The sequence below is a fragment of the Kribbella sp. NPDC056861 genome, assembly GCF_040687575.1.
Classification (GTDB): Bacteria; Actinomycetota; Actinomycetes; order Propionibacteriales; family Kribbellaceae; genus Kribbella.
Genome location: NZ_JBFBNQ010000002.1, coordinates 169433 through 184127, shown reverse-complemented (window position 1 = coordinate 184127; position 14695 = coordinate 169433). Strand labels below are relative to the sequence as shown.

The window sequence follows — 14695 nt, the reverse complement described above, 5'->3', positions numbered from 1 at the left end:
GAACGCGGAGAAGTGCTCAGCCGGTTCTGTGGTCGTTGAACGATTTGAGGAAGCGTCGCAGCAAGGCGGTGTCGCCGGCTGCTGTTGCTGTGCCGGAGTGGAGGGCTTCGTCGAGGGTTCGGCCTTCGAAGACGAGGCTCTGGATTGTGTGTACTTCGGCGGTGAGGGTGACGTCGGCGGGTGCTTCGCCTCGGGCTGCGTTGAGCAGGCCCTTGTTCACGGTGAGGTGGAATGCGTCGCCGGGTAGGTGCAGTTGGACGGAGCCGTGAAGCTTGCCGGCCGCAACGGGAGTGAACGTCGTACGCAGGGCTACCACCAGCGCATCTGGGCTGAGCTCTGCGGCTGAGTCGGGCTGAGGTGGCAACGGGCTGCCCCATTGGCCGAGGGCGAGCAGGACTGGTTCGAGGGCTCGGCCGTGGTCGGTCAGGGTGTAGACCAGGCCGGCGCCTGGGGGGAGTGCGCGTTGGCGCGTAACTACGCCGGAGTCCTGGAGTTCGCGGAGTCGCTGGGTCAGGACGTTCTGGCTGAGGCCGGGGAGTCCGTGGTGTAGGTCGGCGAAGCGTTTGGGGCCGTAGAGGAGTTCGCGGACCACCAGTAGGGCCCAGCGCTCGCCGACGAGGTCCAGGGCGCGGGCGATGCCGCAGAGGTCCCGATAACTACGCATGTCGGACAGTGTACTTCCCATCTAGGACTGTTTGCTCCTAAAGTAGGAGTAATGATTCGAAGGGGATGGTGAGTATGCCGCAGGTGAGCTCGGCTGATGGCACGGCGATCGGGTACGACCGCTTGAGTGAGGACGGGCCGGCGCTGGTGCTCGTCGGCGGCGGTCTCGATGACGGAAGCGAGAACGTCCCGCTGGGGGAGTGGCTGGCGGGGACGTTCTCCGTGGTCAACTACCGGCGTCGCGGTCGTGGGGACAGTGGCGACACTGCGCCGTACGCCGTGGAGCGGGAGGTCGAGGATCTTGCGGCTGTGATCGAGGCGGTCGGGGGTCGGGCGCATGTGTTCGCCGCATCGTCGGGCGGAGGGCTTGCGTTCGAGGCGGCTGCCGCCGGGCTGCCGATCGACAGGATCGCTGCTCATGAGGTGCCGTATCTCCTCGGCGACGACATGGTCGCGGGGTGGCGGGCGTACGTCGATGAGCTTGACGTCGCCCTGGATGCCGGTGACCGTGATCAGGCGCTTCGCTTGTTCATGAAGCTGGCCGGTTCTTCGGAGGAAGACATCGCGGGTGCCGAGGCTGCTCCGGTGTGGCCGGCGCTGGTGGCGCTTGCGCCGACGCTGCGGTACGACGCTGCCTGCATCGGCGACGGGCCGCCACCGGCAGATCGGCTGGCGAAGGTGACTCAGCCTGTCTTGTTGAGTACCGGCGCGACTGTGGATTCACACTCGGCTGGCTTGCCTGTCGACTTCTTCGGTGCCGCTGCTGATGCGGCCACCGGATACTTACCGAACGCGCAGCGACTCACCATCGAGGTCGCTGGACACATCGCTGATCCAGCAGTCCTGGGTCCTCACCTGGCGCGGTTCTACGCGAGCAGCTGATCAGGTAGTCGAGCCAGGGATCAGCCGGAGTGCCGGGCCGAGGGGTTCCGGTGGCGGTGCGGTGACCCCGGCCTCCGCGAGGACGCGGCGGGCGAGGGTTCGCGCGGAGACGGTTGCGTCGAAGGCGATGGTGGTCAACGGCGGCTCGGCGAGCGCGGCGGCGGGCAGGTTGTCGACACCGATGACGGCGAGGTCGGCCGGGACGGTGATCCCTGCGGCGCGTGCTCCCGCGAGTACGGCCAGGCCGACGAGGTCGTTGAAGGCTGCGATCGCCGTCACCTGCTCGGGCGACGCGGTCCAGCGGCGTACGGCGTCGAGGCCATCGGCTGCCGTGTAGTCGAGCGCCTGCACCACCGGTTGTGGCAGCCCGAGCTCGCGGCAAGCCTGCTGCGCGCCGCGCATTCGCGGGTCGCAGAACGCCGCTTCGCGAGGATCCCGTACTGCGCCGAAGCCGATCCGCGTGTGGCCCCGCGCGGCGAGATGCTGCACCTGCATCGCACCGACATCGGCCTGATCCAACCCGGTGATCGCCGTGCCCTGCTGGTCGAACAAGCCGTCGATCAGCGCAATGCCCGCGTTGCGGATGCGCTTGGCATCGGCGGCCGTCAGTCCGCCGAAAGCAACGACGACAGCAGGGTGCACATCCGGCCACAGCTGGGCGAGCGGCAGCCCGGCCACGTCGTGCAGGAAGACGCAGGTCAGGCCCGACTCGCCGAGCACGCCGCTCAGCGTGAGCTTGAACTCCTCCATCGCCTGGGCGACGGGCAGATCGGGAAGCACGCACAGTACGACGCTGCTGCGCCCCTTGCGCAGGCTGCGCGCGGCACCCGACGGCACATAGCCCAGCCGGCGGGCGGCGCCCAGTACGGCCTGCCGGGTCGCGTCGGAGATCGTCTGGTCGGAGCGGTCGTTGAGAACGAAGCTCACTGTCGTCTGCGAGACCCCCGCCTCACGGGCGACGTCCCGCGAGGTCACTCGCGCCATGGGGCGCAGTCTATTGCGCTGTCCGATCCCTCCGGTTATGGTCCTGACTACTAATACGAGTTAGTAGCTCTGACCTGCACTAATGCTGCCCTACGGAGGAGCAATGACGGCCAGCGATGTCACCACCGGTACTCCGGCCACCAGTCCGTCGACCGATCGGGTCGGCCTCGGCCGCCTGCTGACGTTCCTCGTGACCGCCACGTCGTCGATGTTCGCGGCGTTCCAGGGGATCCAGCAGATCCTGATCCCCGCCCAGGTCGGCGCGATCGACCCGGACGGCAAGGTCGGCAGCCTCGCCCTGCTCACCACGCTGGCCGCGATCGCGTCGTTGATCGCGCTGCCCACCGGTGGCGCCGTCTCCGACCGCACCCGCTCGCGATTCGGCCGGCGCGCGCCGTGGATCCTGGCGATGGCGATCGTGTCGGCGGCGCTGATGGTGGTCATGGGGGTCGCGACGGCGCTGCCGCTGCTGGCCGTCGCCTACATGCTGCTGTGGTTCACCGCGAACTTCTACCAGGGCGCGGCCGCGGCGATCCTGCCCGACCGGGTACCGGTGGCGCGGCGCGGTCTGGCCTCGGCGCTCATCGGACTCGGTACGCCGATCGGCGTACTCGTCGGGGTCAACATCGCCAGCCGGGTCAGCCAGTTCTGGGGCTACACGACCATCGGGCTGATCCTGATCGCGGCCAGCCTGCTGCTCGTCGTGGGCGCCCCCGAACCCTCGTCGGTCGGACTACCGCGACCCGAGCGCGCGCCAGGCGGGCTGCGTACGGCGGTCCCGGTCTTCTTCCGCGCCTTCTCGTCCCGCGACTTCACGCTGGCGTTCGTCAGCCGCTTCGGGTTCTTCCTGTCGTACTTCACGGTCAGCGGCTACCTCTACTACACGCTCGAGGACTACATCGGCGTCGAGGATCTCCCCGGCCGCGACATCGCGGTGGCAGTCAGCACCCTGACCACCGTGACCGTGCTGACCTGGGTCGTCGTCGCGACCGGTCTCGGCTGGCTCGCCGACCGGCTCGACCGGCGCAAGCTCTTCTGCGGGATCAGCTCGGCCGGGCTGGCCGCCAGCCTCTGCGTCCCGATCATCCTGCCGACCTGGACGGGCATGCTGATCTACGCCGTGACGTCGGGCGCCTTCATCGGCACGTACTTCGCTGTCGATCTCGCCGTGATGTCGCTGGTCCTGCCCGACAAGCTCAACGAGGGCCGCGACTTCGGCATCCTCGCGGTCGCCACCGGGCTGCCGCAAATCCTCTCTTCGGTGATCGCCGGCGGCTTGATCACCGTGTTCGGCGGCTACACCGCCCTCTTCGCCTTCGGCGCCATCTGCGCAGTTCTCGCAGGCGTCGTGATCATGCGCATCCGCGCCATCCGCTAGGAGCATCTGTTGCCACACGTCACCACGCCCGCCGGAGTGCGCCTCTTCTTCGACACGTTCGGCGACCCCGCCCAGCCACCGCTGCTGCTGATCCAAGGTCTCGGCGCGCATCTGCTCGGCTGGCGCCATGAGCTCTGCCAGCAGATCGCCGACGCCGGCTTCCACGTCGTCCGCTTCGACAACCGCGACGTCGGGCTCTCCCAGAAGTTCCCGGAGGGTGGCTATGACCTCGCCGACCTAGCTGCCGACGCCCAAGGGCTCCTGGTCGCGCTGGACCTCGCCCCGGCCCACGTGGTCGGGCAGTCGATGGGCGGCATGATCGCCCAGCAACTCACGCTCGACCATCCCGAGGTGGTCCGAACCCTCGCGCTCGTCTACACCTCACCCAGTACGGCGTACTTCGCCGGCGCCGATCTCGTCGACGAGCGGATGGAGCTTCCGCGGGCACACGATCGGGCGGAAGCCGTGGAGCTCTACCTCCGCAACGAGGAGCCGTGCCAATCGCCCGGCTACCCCGCCGACCTCGACTGGCTGCGCGAACTCGGCGGCCTGATGTGGGACCGCGACTACGACCCCGACGGCGTCGTGCGGCAGTTCGCGGCCGTCATCGAATCGGAGGACCGGACCGCGGCACTGCGCGAGATCGCCGTACCCACCACGATCCTGCACGGCGAGGCCGACCGCCTGATCAGCGCGGCCGCGTCGAAGGCCATCCACCTGGCGATCCCCGGCTCCACCTGCAAGATCTTCCCTGGCATGGGCCACGAACTGCCTCGGCCACTCTGGCCCGAGATCGTCACCGCGATCAGCACGAACGCGGGGAAGGCGGAGTAGGTCGTCTCCCCACCGCAAGGTCGGATAAACTCCTGACAGCGTCGCGTGCCGGTGGCAGACCGTGTCAGGCATGGAGGCGCCAGACCGAAGGAGTCGACGATGCTCTCGTCCCTCACTTCGTGCTCGCGTGACTGAGCCCGAAACGACCAGGCTTGTTGCCTGGAGCAATGAACTGCGCAGGGTGCACACCCGGATCCGGGCGGCCCTCGACGTCACCCGGCGATCGCTGCGCGACGAAGTACCGGACCAGCAGGCGACCCGGGACCTGCTGCTGTACTGCCATGGGTTCTGTACTGCGCTCAATGGCCATCATCAGGGTGAGGATCGCTCGCTGTTCCCTGCCATCGAGGCCGCGCATCCACAGCTCGCGCCGGTCCTGCGGCTGCTCCGGCAGGACCACTCGATGATCTCGCATCTCCTGCAGGGACTGCAGGATGCCGTCGACCGGTCGGCGAGCCCTGCGGAACTGGAGCGTCATCTCGACGGCGTGGGCGCGATCATGGAGAGCCACTTCCGGTACGAGGAGAAGCAACTGCTCGCCGTACTGGAGGATCTCGAGTTGGCTGCCGAGGTCGGTGAGGTGCTCGGCCCGCTGTGAACCTTGCCGCAGGCGACGAAATCGACTGTATGCTCGCGCTGACCTTGGGTGGCTCACCCGGGTGGAGCGGGGGCAGCAGATGAACGACGACGTCAGCGTCGAGTTGAAGGCCGATCAGGTGTCCGCGACGGCGGTCGTGGCGGCCGGCCCGGCAGAGGTGTTCGACTATCTCCGCCGGCCGGCGAACCACGCCCGGATCAGCGGGGATCACAGTGTGCAGAGGGCGATGACCGGCCCGGAGCTGCTCGGGCTGGGCGACAACTTCGGCATGTCGATGCGGATCGCTCTGCCGTACCGCGTCACGTCGCGGGTCGTCGAGTTCGAACAGGACCGGCTGATCGCCTGGTGTCACTTCTTCGGCCATCGGTGGCGTTGGGAGCTCGAGGAGGTCGAGCCGGGCCGGACCAGAGTTCGCGAGACCTTCGACCTGGGGACCGCCCGGCTGCCAGCGGCCCTTCGACTGATCGGGCTGCCCGCGGGTCACCGCGGCAACGTGGCGAAGTCCGTCCGGAACGTGGCGGAGCACTTCCGCTCGACCACCAGCAACGAGTCGAAGCCCGCGGACTAGCTCGCTCGCGGTTCTGGTCAGCGGCCGCCTGCGCCGCGCAGGCGTTCGGTCTCGGCCTTGTTGATCTCGGTCGCGGTGCTGAACAGCTCGATCGCGAACCGCAGCTGGTCGTCGTCCATTGCGGCGAGCTTGGCCTCCCACTGTTGCTGGACCCCGGCGTAGATCGGTCCGAGGCGGCGCCACAGCTCGTCGGAGTTGGCGGCCACGATGACCTTGCGGCGGTCGCTCGTGTCGCGTGAGCGGGTCACCATCCCGGCCGCTTCCAGCCGGTCCAGGGCGTCGGTGATGCCGCCGCCCGCGGTGAGGCCGGCCAGTTCGGCCAGTTGGCCGGGGCTGAGCGGGCCGTGCATCACCAGCAGGTTCGCGCACTGCAGATCGGTACTGCGGACGCCGACCGATCGCGCGACCGTGTCCTGGAACATCACCGCGTGCGCCATGAAGGTCCGCATCGCGGTGTTCATCGACTCGGCCAGCTCGGGGTTTGACAAGGGGAGTGCTCCGTTCTAATCTCTCGAATACAGAGAGACTCTGATATCGAGAGACTATAGCGCGGCTCGGGCGGACGGGGAAGGCAACATCATGAAGGCATTGGTGGCTGGTTGTGGGGTCGGCGGGCCCGCCGTGGCTCTCTATCTGCGGCGGATCGGCTGGGACGTCGAGATCCTCGAGGCTACCCAGGAGCCGGACCCGCACGCGGGCGCGTTCCTGAACGTCGCGACGAACGGCCTGACCGTACTGCGTGATCTCGGCCTGGCGGATCGTCTGATGACGGACGCCCACCCGTGCCCCGAGCTGGTGATGTGGAGCGGCGGCGGCAAGCGGCTCGGCGTCGTACCGAACGGTCCGGCGGGTGACCCTGCCCGTGGCAGCGTCGTTGTCCGGCGAGGGTGGCTGCAGCAGGTGCTGAAGGACGCCGCTCAGGAGGCCGGGATCCCGATCGCCTTCGGCGCGCGGCTGTCCGCGATCGAGGAGGACGGTGCTTCGGTCGTCGCGCGGACCATGGACGGTCGTGAGTTCGTCGGCGATCTGCTGGTCGGGAGCGACGGCATCGGCTCGATCGCCCGGCGGTACGTCGATCCGGCGGCGCCGAAGCCTAAGTACTCGGGGCTGATCAGTGTGGGCGGTTACGCCGGCAACACCGGGCTGAAGCCGACGCCGGGGGAGCAGCACTTCGTGTTCGGCCGCCGATCGTTCTTCGGGTACCTCGTGCGCGACGACGGTACGACGTACTGGTTCGCGAACGTGACGAAGCCCGAGCCCGATCGCACCGCCCTGCGGCAGATCAGCCCCGAGGCGTGGCTGGACGAGCTGAAGGACCTACACCGCGACGACACCGCACCGGTGCCACAGATCCTGGCAGCGGCGACCGGTGTCGTGGGTGCGTATCCGGTCTACGACCTGCAGCACGTGCCGCAGTGGAGTCGCGGTCGCGTGGTCTGCATCGGCGACGCGATCCACGCGACCTCGCCGAGTGCCGGGCAAGGCGCCTCGCTCACGCTGGAGGACGCTCAGGTGCTCGGTCGCTGTCTGCGGGACAGCTCGGACGTCGAGCTCGCGCTCAAGACCTTTCACCAGCTGCGCCACCAGCGGACCGAGGCTGTGGTTGCCTATGCGCAGAAGATCAACAAGCAGAAGAAGACCACCTCCGGCCGGGTCTCGATGGCGATCCGGGACGCATTGCTGCCGATCTTCCTGCGCAAGGCGGCGACGGACACCACGGTGAACTGGCTCTACGACCCCGGCACCCGCTGGGACGAGCAGTCTGCAACCTGACAAGCAGCGGCGACGGGTCTGCTGAAATCGTTGGATTCCGGGGATCGAAAGGTTGAGAATGGCCACGATGACAGCTGGGCCGAGCGCGATCCTGCGGCTGGCGGCCGACCGTGATCCGGACGGGCTCGCGCTCGTGACGGCGACCGACCGGCTGACCTATCGCGAGCTGGATCGGGCCGCCGCCGCGATCGCCGGCGGTCTGCAGCGCCATGGCATCGCGCCCGGCGAGGTCGTCTCGCTCTACAGCCCCAACCGGTGGGAGTGGATCGCCGCGTACCACGGCATCCTGCGGGCCGGTGCGGTGGTGAATCCGATCAACGCGATGCTCACTTCCGAGGAAGTGGACTACATCCTCAACGACTGCGGGGCCGTCGCGATCGTTGCCAGCGGCCCGTTGCTGCAGCGGTTGCGCAGCCTGCCGGCCGGGCTGCGGCTGGTGGTCGACCTGGAGGAGTGCTCCTTCGGTGAGCTGCTCGAGGCCGAGCCGATCGATCCGGTCGAGGTCGCCGCCGACGCGCCGTGCACCATCGCCTACACCTCCGGCACCACCGGCCACCCCAAGGGCGCAGTGCAGAGCCAGTACGGCGTATTGGTGAACTGCGAGCACACCGCGCAGTTGCACGGTCGCGGCCCGGACGACGTGGTGGTCACGGCGTTGCCGTTGCCGCATGTGTTCGGCAACGTCTCCGTGAACAGCACCTTCCTGGCCGGCGGCACCGTCGTACTGCGGGAGCGCTTCGACTGCGCGGACGTGTTCGAGTCGATCAAGGTGCATCGGGCAACCATGTTCGAAGGGGTGCCGGCGATGTACGCGCGATTGCTGGCCGATCCGGCACTCGCGACCGCGGACCTGTCCTCGGTCACCCGCAGCACGGTCGGCGGGCAGACGATCGCGGTCAGCACGATGCAGGCGTGGCAGGAGGTGTCGGGTGCTCCACTGTTGCAGGTCTGGGGGATGACCGAGCTGTCCGGCCACGCCACCACACATCGGTACGACGGACCCGAGGTGCTCGGATCGATCGGGGTGCCGTTCCCGGGCGTGGAGATCCGGATCGCCGCGCTCGATCAGCCGACCCGCGAGGCTGCCGTGGAGGAGCGCGGCGAGCTGATGGTGCGTGGGCCGGTGGTGATGCTCGGCTACCACGACCGGCCGAAGGCAACGGCGGAAACGATCGATCCCGAGGGCTGGCTGTCGACCGGCGACATCGGCTACCGGATCGAGTCCGGCCACCTCTTCATCGTGGACCGGAAGAAGGACCTGATCATCACCGGTGGTTACAACGTGTATCCGGCCGAGATCGAGCGGGTGCTAGCCGGGCATCCGGCCGTGGCAATGGTCGGCGCGGGCGCCGTGCCCGATGCCGTCCTCGGCGAGCTGGCCTGCGCGTACGTCGTACTGCGGCCTGGCGCGTCCGCGACCGAGGCCGAGCTGATCGGCTTCACCGAAACCCACCTGGCGCCGTACAAGCGGCCGCGGCTGGTGCGGTTCGTCTCGCAGCTGCCGACCACCACCTCGGGAAAGATCATGCGGCGCCGGCTGGCCGCGGTCGCCGACGGCGAGGACGTTGCCGCCGGCAAAGGGACCGTTGAGTAGATTGCGCTGGTGACCGACGCGATCCCGACCCCCAGGCTGCGGCTGCTCGGCCCGCCGGAGTTGGTGGTCGACGGTGTGCCGGGGGCGACCGGAAGCCCGCGGGAAGCGGTCGTGCTCGCCGTCCTCGCGCTGAACGCGAACAGGCAGGTCGGCGCGGACCAGCTCGTCGACGCGATCTGGGGTGAGGATCCACCGGCGACCGCGCGGTCCCAGGTCCAGATTTGCGTGTCGGCGCTTCGGCGGCGGTTGCGTGCCGCGGGGGAGTTCGCGGCAATCGCGACCCGGTCGCCGGGCTATCAGCTGGACATCCCCGCCGACGAGCTCGATCTGACCGCGTTCAGCGCACTGGCCGGTCAGGCGCAGGCGACCGAGGGCGCCGATGGGCTGGCTGCCTGTGATCGCGCCCTCGCATTGTGGCGGGGCATGCCGTTCGCCGGCCTCGGCAGCGAACTGCTGGTCCGCGCCGCGGCCAGACTCGACGATCGCCGCCTGGACCTGATCGAGCTCCGCATGCAGCTCGCGCTCGACGCGGGCCGGTACGACGAACTCCTGTCCGGCCTCCCGCCGCTCCTTGACGAGTACGGGCTTCGGGAGAACCTGCACCGGTTGCTGGTGCTCGCGTTGCATCGGTCGGGTCGCCGCGCTGATGCATTGGCTGCCTTTCAACGCGCCCGGCAGATCCTGGTCGACGAGCTGGGGGTCGAGCCTGGCGCTGGTCTGCAGGAGGCGCAGGCGGCGGTGCTCGCGGGGACGGAGAAGTCGCCGGCCGCCACAGCGCCGGTCAGCACAACGCCGGTACCGCGGCAGTTGCCCGCGGTCGCGACGAACTTCACCGGCCGGGATTCGGCGCTGCAGGCGATCAAGGCCCGGCTCTGCGGTCCTGGCGATCCGAACACGCCGTTCGCCGTCGCCGTGGTGGGCATCTCGGGTGCCGGCGGGGTCGGCAAGTCGACGCTCGCAGTACGGGCTGCGCATGAGGTGGCCGGGGAGTTTCCGGACGGGCAGCTGTACGCCGACATGCACGAAGACTCCGACGAGGGCAGCGACGAATGGGTCGTTCGGGTGCTCGGCAGGTTCCTGCGGGCGTTGGGGATGGACGAGGCGATGCTGCCGGCGGATGCCGGTGAGCGGGCCGAGCTGTACCGGACCCGGCTCGCGGATCGGCGCGTTCTCGTCGTACTGGATGGGGTCCGCGGTGAGGACGACGTGCTGCCGCTGCTGCCCGGGTCGGCGGACTGTGCGGTGATCACGACCTCGCGCGCGCGGCTGACCAGGTTGCCGGGTGCGGCCGGGATTCACCTCGACGTGCTGGACGACGAGGTGGCACTGAAGCTGCTGGCGACGTACGTCGGTGCGGAGCGAATGGCCGAGGAGCCTGAGGCGGCCGCCGCCTTGGTGCGGGCCTGCGATCGGTTGCCGTTGGCATTGAGTATCGCCGGGGCGAAGTTGTTGTCGCGGAGCCATTGGGCACTCGGCGACCTGGTCGAGCGCCTGACCGACGAGAAGCAGCGGCTGGACGAGCTGTCCTATCGCGGAGTTGAGCTGCGATCGACGATCGGCTTGTCATACCGGAGTCTGAGTGCGCCGGCGCGGGTGCTGTTCGGCCGGATCGGCGCGGTGCGCTTCACGGATCTGCCGCAGTGGGCTCCGGGAGCGTTGCTGGACACCGGGGCCGGACCATCCGACGACGCGCTGTTCGAGATCCTGGAGGCGAATCTGGTCTCCGACGGAGCTCCGGCCGGTGCGTCGTCCTCGCGGTGGCGGCTGCACGATCTGGTCCGCGCGTACGCCGTCGAGCGGGCGACGGAGGAGGACGGCATCGCTGACCACGCGGCGGCGTTGCGGCGGCTCGTGTCGGGGTGGCTGATGCTGGCCGAGCAGGCGTGGCGGCCGGAGTTCGGCGACCGGCTCCGGGTGCGCGGTACGGCGCCGAGGTGGATGGCGCCGCGGTCGGCTGTTGCCGGAGTACAGCGTGATCCGTTGCGGTGGCTCGACGAGGAACGGCTGGCCCTGGTGACTGCGGTCGAGGAGGCCGCCGCAGCGCAGTGGGACGACCTTTGCTGGGAGCTGGCTGTCGCGGCGGCCGCGTTGTTCGAGATCCGTGGGTACTTCGACGACTGGCGGGAGACCGCCGAGCTCGCGATCACGGCCGCGGATCGCTCCGGTGACGCGATCGGCAGTGCGATGACCCGGTACTCGCTCGGCTCGCTCCTGCTGCATCAGGGCCGCCCCGAAGATGCCGCCCGGTATCTGGAACCGGCCCTCGACGGATTCCGCGTGGCCGGCGTCGAGGCGGGGGTCGGCGCGACGCTTCGGCAGCTTGCGACAGTTCACCGGTTGCGCGGAGATCTGGGCGATGCCAAGGCCTGCGCCGAAGAGGCACTGCCGCTCCTGCATGCGGGTGGAAATCTCAGTGACGAGGCGCACGCGCGCTCGGAACTGGCGCGGCTCGAACTGGAGGCCGGTGATCTCGGCGCGGCCGCCGCGCACGTGGCGGAAGGGCTCGAACTGGCCCGCTCGGGTGGCGCGATCCGAACCGAGGCCCAGATCGGCTATCGCGGAGCGGATATCGAACTGCGGGCGGGCAACCTCGACGCGGCCCGGGCCGCCTTCGACCGGGTGCACGAGATCGCGTCCGGTCTTGGCGATCGCATCGGGGTGGCCTATGCGCTCTTCGGTCAGGGGCGGGTGGCACTGGCCGCGGGCGATGCCGACGCCGCCCGCAGCCTACTCACCGAGGCAGCTGCGGTCGCCGACATCACCGGCGACCGCCATCTGCGAACTCGGGTCCTCCGCCGGCTGGCCGAGCTGCCGTAGCTCAGGACTTGGGATCGGTCAGGATCAGTACGACGGACCCGCTGGCGAACGTCCGCGTCTCCACCCCGCCGAACGCGCCGCTGACACCGGCGGCGAAGAGTTGCTCGCCCTCGCCGCGGATCACCGGATGGATCCAGAGCCGGAGCTCGTCGAGCAGGCCGTGCTGGACGAGCGTCCGGGCGACCGGCCCGTAGCCGTACATCAGGATGTCCTTGCCTGGTTGGGACTTCAGCTCGCGGACCGCAGTGACGAGATCGCCGTCGAGGACCGAGCTGTTGTTCCACTCCGGGGTGGTGAGCGTGGTCGACGCGACGTGCTTGGCGACCTTGTTCATGGTGTCGCTGAACTCGTCCCCGCTGCGTCCCGGCCAGGCGGTGGCGAATCCTTCGTACGTCTTGCGTCCCATCAGCAAGGCGTCGGAGCGGCGGAGTTGCTCGAGCGCGAATTCGCCCGCGTCGGCGTCGAAGTACTCCAGTGACCACAGCTGCGGGTCGGCGATCACGCCGTCGAGGGTGACGTAGGTCGAGTTCACGATCTTGCGCATGTCTTCTCCTGGGAAGGTAGCGGGGCCGGCCGTTCCCGGAGGCTGATCACGGAGATCACCGCGCAGGCCAGGAAGATCGCCGCGCCGACGACCGAGACGGTCTGTAACCCGTAGGTGAAGGCTTCTCTGGCCGCATCGGCGACCTGTCGACCCAGCTCTGCAGGCAGACCGGCGGCGACCACCGTGGCGGCGTTGACGCTCTCTCGGGCTGCGTCGGCGGCCGCGGACGGCAGGCCGGCGGGCAGGTTGCTGTCCAGCTGTTGGCGATAGACCGCGGTACCGAGGCTGCCCAGGATCGCGATGCCGAGTGCGATCCCGCCTTCGCCGCTGGTCTCGCTGAGCGAGGCGACCGAGCCGGCCCGCTGAGGTGGCGCAGCGGCCATCATCACGTTCATCGTCGACGCCATCGGCAACCCCATCCCGTACGACGTAAGCGCCATCGCGGGCACGAGCACCGCGAGGCCGCCCGCGCCGGCCTGGGTCAGCAGGGCGAGTCCAGCGGCTGCCATGACCAGACCGGCGGCGACAGTGGTCGAAGTACCGAACCGCTGGCTGATCTTGGGTGCGGTGAGCAGACCGAGGATCATCGCCAGGCTCTGCGGGATCAGCCACAACCCCGCGGCCAATGGGGTCAGACCCTCGATGACCTGCAGGAAGATCGCCGTCTCGAGGGAGACACCGGCCATCACCACCCCGGCCGCCAGCGTGATGCCCAGCGCGGCGCTGAAGCGGGGAAGCTTGAACAGCCGCAGGTCCAGCAGCGGATGGTCGAGCTGGTTCTGTCGCCGGACGAAGACGCGACCGACCAGGACACCGGCAAGGATCATTGCCACTGGCAACGGTGCCCACCCGCCCCGGGCGAGCTCCTTGAGCCCGTAGATGACCGGCAGGATGGTGGCAAGTGACAGCCCGACGCTGACCAGATCGAGCCGGCCCGCCTCAGGATCGCGGTACTCCGGCAACAGCCGCGGGCCGGTCGCCAGCAACAGCACCATCACCGGTACGCCGAGCAGAAAGGCCGCTCCCCACCAGAACCGGGCCAGCAGCAAGCCGCCGACGATCGGGCCGAGGAGCATCCCGCCCATGAAGCAGCTGAACCACAGTCCGAGCGCCTGGCCGAGCTGCGCCGGGTCGCGGAACATCGTGCGGATCAGCGACATGGTGGACGGCATCAGCGTCGCCCCGGTCAGCCCGAGCAGCGCCCGGCTCGCGATCAGCATCTCCGGGCTGGACGAGAACGCCGCGACGATCGAGGCGACGCCGAAGCCGGCGGCGCCGACCAGCAACAGCCGGCGCCTTCCGACCCGGTCGCCCAGCCGGCCCATGGTGACCAGGAAGCCGGCCAGCAGGAACGAGTAGATGTCGAGGATCCACAACTGCTGGATACTGCTCGCGCCGAGGTCCTCGCTCAGTTTCGGCAGCGCCAGGTAGAGCACGCTGACGTCCAGTGACAGCAGCAGCGTCGGCAGCGCCAGGACGCCGAGGCCGATCCACTCGCGCCGGCCCGCGCGAAGGGCTCCGGTCATCGCTTGCCCTCGAGGTGCTCGCCGAGCTGGTCGAAGAACAGGACGGTACCGGCCTTGAGCGCCTCGAAGTGCTCGTCGGTGACGACGCCGGTCTGGTGGAACTCCTGCTCGGTACCGCCCTCGACGGCCCGCAGGATGACGGTCAGCACGGTGCGGTCGGGCTCGTTGACGTCGTCGCTGTCGCTCAGGGTGAAGACCAGCCGCTCACCCGGTACGACATCGCGGACGAAGCCCTTGAACGGCATGTCGATCGAGCCGTCGTCGGAGGTCTGGCGGGCGGTGAACCGGCCGTCCTTGGTGAGCTCCATCGACACGTCGCTGGTGGTGAAACCAGGACCGACCCACCACTGGGAGAACTGCTCGGCGTCGGTCCAGGCGGCCCAGACAGCGGCCGGCGAGGCCGGGTAGACGTTGGTCAGGATCAGTTCGTGCGGGGTCTCGATCTCGGCGGGGGAGGTGGTGTTCATGGTGGTGTGACTCCAGATCTCGGTTCTCGCTGACGTCCGGTCGGAGCGTCTGAACAGAACTCTGCTG

14 protein-coding genes are annotated in these 14695 nt (G+C 68.9%); 8 read left to right on the top strand and 6 right to left on the bottom strand.

The genetic code is table 11. The features are described 5' to 3' along the window. Nucleotides 1-16 precede the first annotated feature (16 nt). Nucleotides 17-664 (bottom strand): winged helix-turn-helix transcriptional regulator, encoded by a 648-nt coding sequence (locus AB0P21_RS07880; RefSeq protein WP_363694699.1) that lies wholly within the window; start codon nucleotides 662-664, stop codon nucleotides 17-19. Between the two features lie 74 nt (nucleotides 665-738). Between AB0P21_RS07880 and AB0P21_RS07875 the strand changes: the two genes are divergently transcribed. Further along, a complete protein-coding gene (locus tag AB0P21_RS07875) occupies nucleotides 739-1545 on the top strand; it encodes an alpha/beta fold hydrolase (protein WP_363694697.1) in 807 nt (268 codons plus the stop codon). Here AB0P21_RS07875 and AB0P21_RS07870 read toward each other — a convergent pair whose 3' ends face one another. Then, nucleotides 1546-2529 (bottom strand): LacI family DNA-binding transcriptional regulator, encoded by a 984-nt coding sequence (locus AB0P21_RS07870; RefSeq protein WP_363694695.1) that lies wholly within the window; start codon nucleotides 2527-2529, stop codon nucleotides 1546-1548. It lies immediately after the preceding gene. Between the two features lie 103 nt (nucleotides 2530-2632). Here AB0P21_RS07870 and AB0P21_RS07865 point away from each other — a divergent pair, with 103 nt between their 5' ends. The 4 genes from AB0P21_RS07865 (at nucleotide 2633) to AB0P21_RS07850 (ending at nucleotide 5907) form a co-directional block, all read left to right on the top strand. Continuing rightward, nucleotides 2633-3907 (top strand): MFS transporter, encoded by a 1275-nt coding sequence (locus AB0P21_RS07865; RefSeq protein WP_363694694.1) that lies wholly within the window; start codon nucleotides 2633-2635, stop codon nucleotides 3905-3907. Between the two features lie 9 nt (nucleotides 3908-3916). After that, entirely contained in the window at nucleotides 3917-4741 is an 825-nt protein-coding gene (locus tag AB0P21_RS07860; RefSeq protein ID WP_363694693.1) for an alpha/beta hydrolase, read from the top strand. A 127-nt stretch (nucleotides 4742-4868) separates the two neighbouring features. Beyond that, nucleotides 4869-5339: a hemerythrin domain-containing protein gene (locus AB0P21_RS07855; protein WP_363694692.1), complete on the top strand. Its 471-nt coding sequence runs from the start codon at nucleotides 4869-4871 to the stop codon at nucleotides 5337-5339. A gap of 79 nt (nucleotides 5340-5418) precedes the next feature. Continuing rightward, nucleotides 5419-5907, top strand: a complete 489-nt coding sequence (locus AB0P21_RS07850; protein WP_363694691.1) for an SRPBCC family protein — start codon at nucleotides 5419-5421, stop codon at nucleotides 5905-5907. A 17-nt stretch (nucleotides 5908-5924) separates the two neighbouring features. Here AB0P21_RS07850 and AB0P21_RS07845 read toward each other — a convergent pair whose 3' ends face one another. Continuing rightward, nucleotides 5925-6395 carry a MarR family transcriptional regulator gene (locus tag AB0P21_RS07845; protein ID WP_363694689.1) on the bottom strand — a complete coding sequence of 157 codons (471 nt, stop codon included), beginning with the start codon at nucleotides 6393-6395 and terminating at the stop codon, nucleotides 5925-5927. A 91-nt stretch (nucleotides 6396-6486) separates the two neighbouring features. Here AB0P21_RS07845 and AB0P21_RS07840 point away from each other — a divergent pair, with 91 nt between their 5' ends. From AB0P21_RS07840 to AB0P21_RS07830, 3 genes are all read left to right on the top strand, one after another. Beyond that, nucleotides 6487-7680 carry an NAD(P)/FAD-dependent oxidoreductase gene (locus tag AB0P21_RS07840; protein WP_363694687.1) on the top strand — a complete coding sequence of 398 codons (1194 nt, stop codon included), beginning with the start codon at nucleotides 6487-6489 and terminating at the stop codon, nucleotides 7678-7680. Between the two features lie 67 nt (nucleotides 7681-7747). Beyond that, nucleotides 7748-9274, top strand: coding sequence for an AMP-binding protein (locus AB0P21_RS07835; protein ID WP_363694685.1), 1527 nt, complete (start codon nucleotides 7748-7750; stop codon nucleotides 9272-9274). A gap of 9 nt (nucleotides 9275-9283) precedes the next feature. Continuing rightward, nucleotides 9284-12091, top strand: a complete 2808-nt coding sequence (locus tag AB0P21_RS07830) for a BTAD domain-containing putative transcriptional regulator (RefSeq protein WP_363694684.1) — start codon at nucleotides 9284-9286, stop codon at nucleotides 12089-12091. Nucleotide 12092: 1 nt separating this feature from the next. On the opposite strand, the gene AB0P21_RS07825 is transcribed toward AB0P21_RS07830, so the two are convergent. Genes AB0P21_RS07825 through AB0P21_RS07815 form a run of 3 tightly spaced genes read right to left on the bottom strand, consistent with a single transcriptional unit; the run spans nucleotide 12093 to nucleotide 14628 of the window. Continuing rightward, nucleotides 12093-12635, bottom strand: a complete 543-nt coding sequence (locus tag AB0P21_RS07825) for a dihydrofolate reductase family protein (RefSeq protein WP_363694682.1) — start codon at nucleotides 12633-12635, stop codon at nucleotides 12093-12095. Next, nucleotides 12620-14161, bottom strand: coding sequence for an MFS transporter (locus AB0P21_RS07820; RefSeq protein ID WP_363694681.1), 1542 nt, complete (start codon nucleotides 14159-14161; stop codon nucleotides 12620-12622). Before AB0P21_RS07820 ends, AB0P21_RS07825 begins: the two co-directional genes overlap by 16 nt. Then, nucleotides 14158-14628: an SRPBCC domain-containing protein gene (locus AB0P21_RS07815; protein ID WP_363694680.1), complete on the bottom strand. Its 471-nt coding sequence runs from the start codon at nucleotides 14626-14628 to the stop codon at nucleotides 14158-14160. Before AB0P21_RS07815 ends, AB0P21_RS07820 begins: the two co-directional genes overlap by 4 nt. Nucleotides 14629-14695 lie beyond the last annotated feature (67 nt).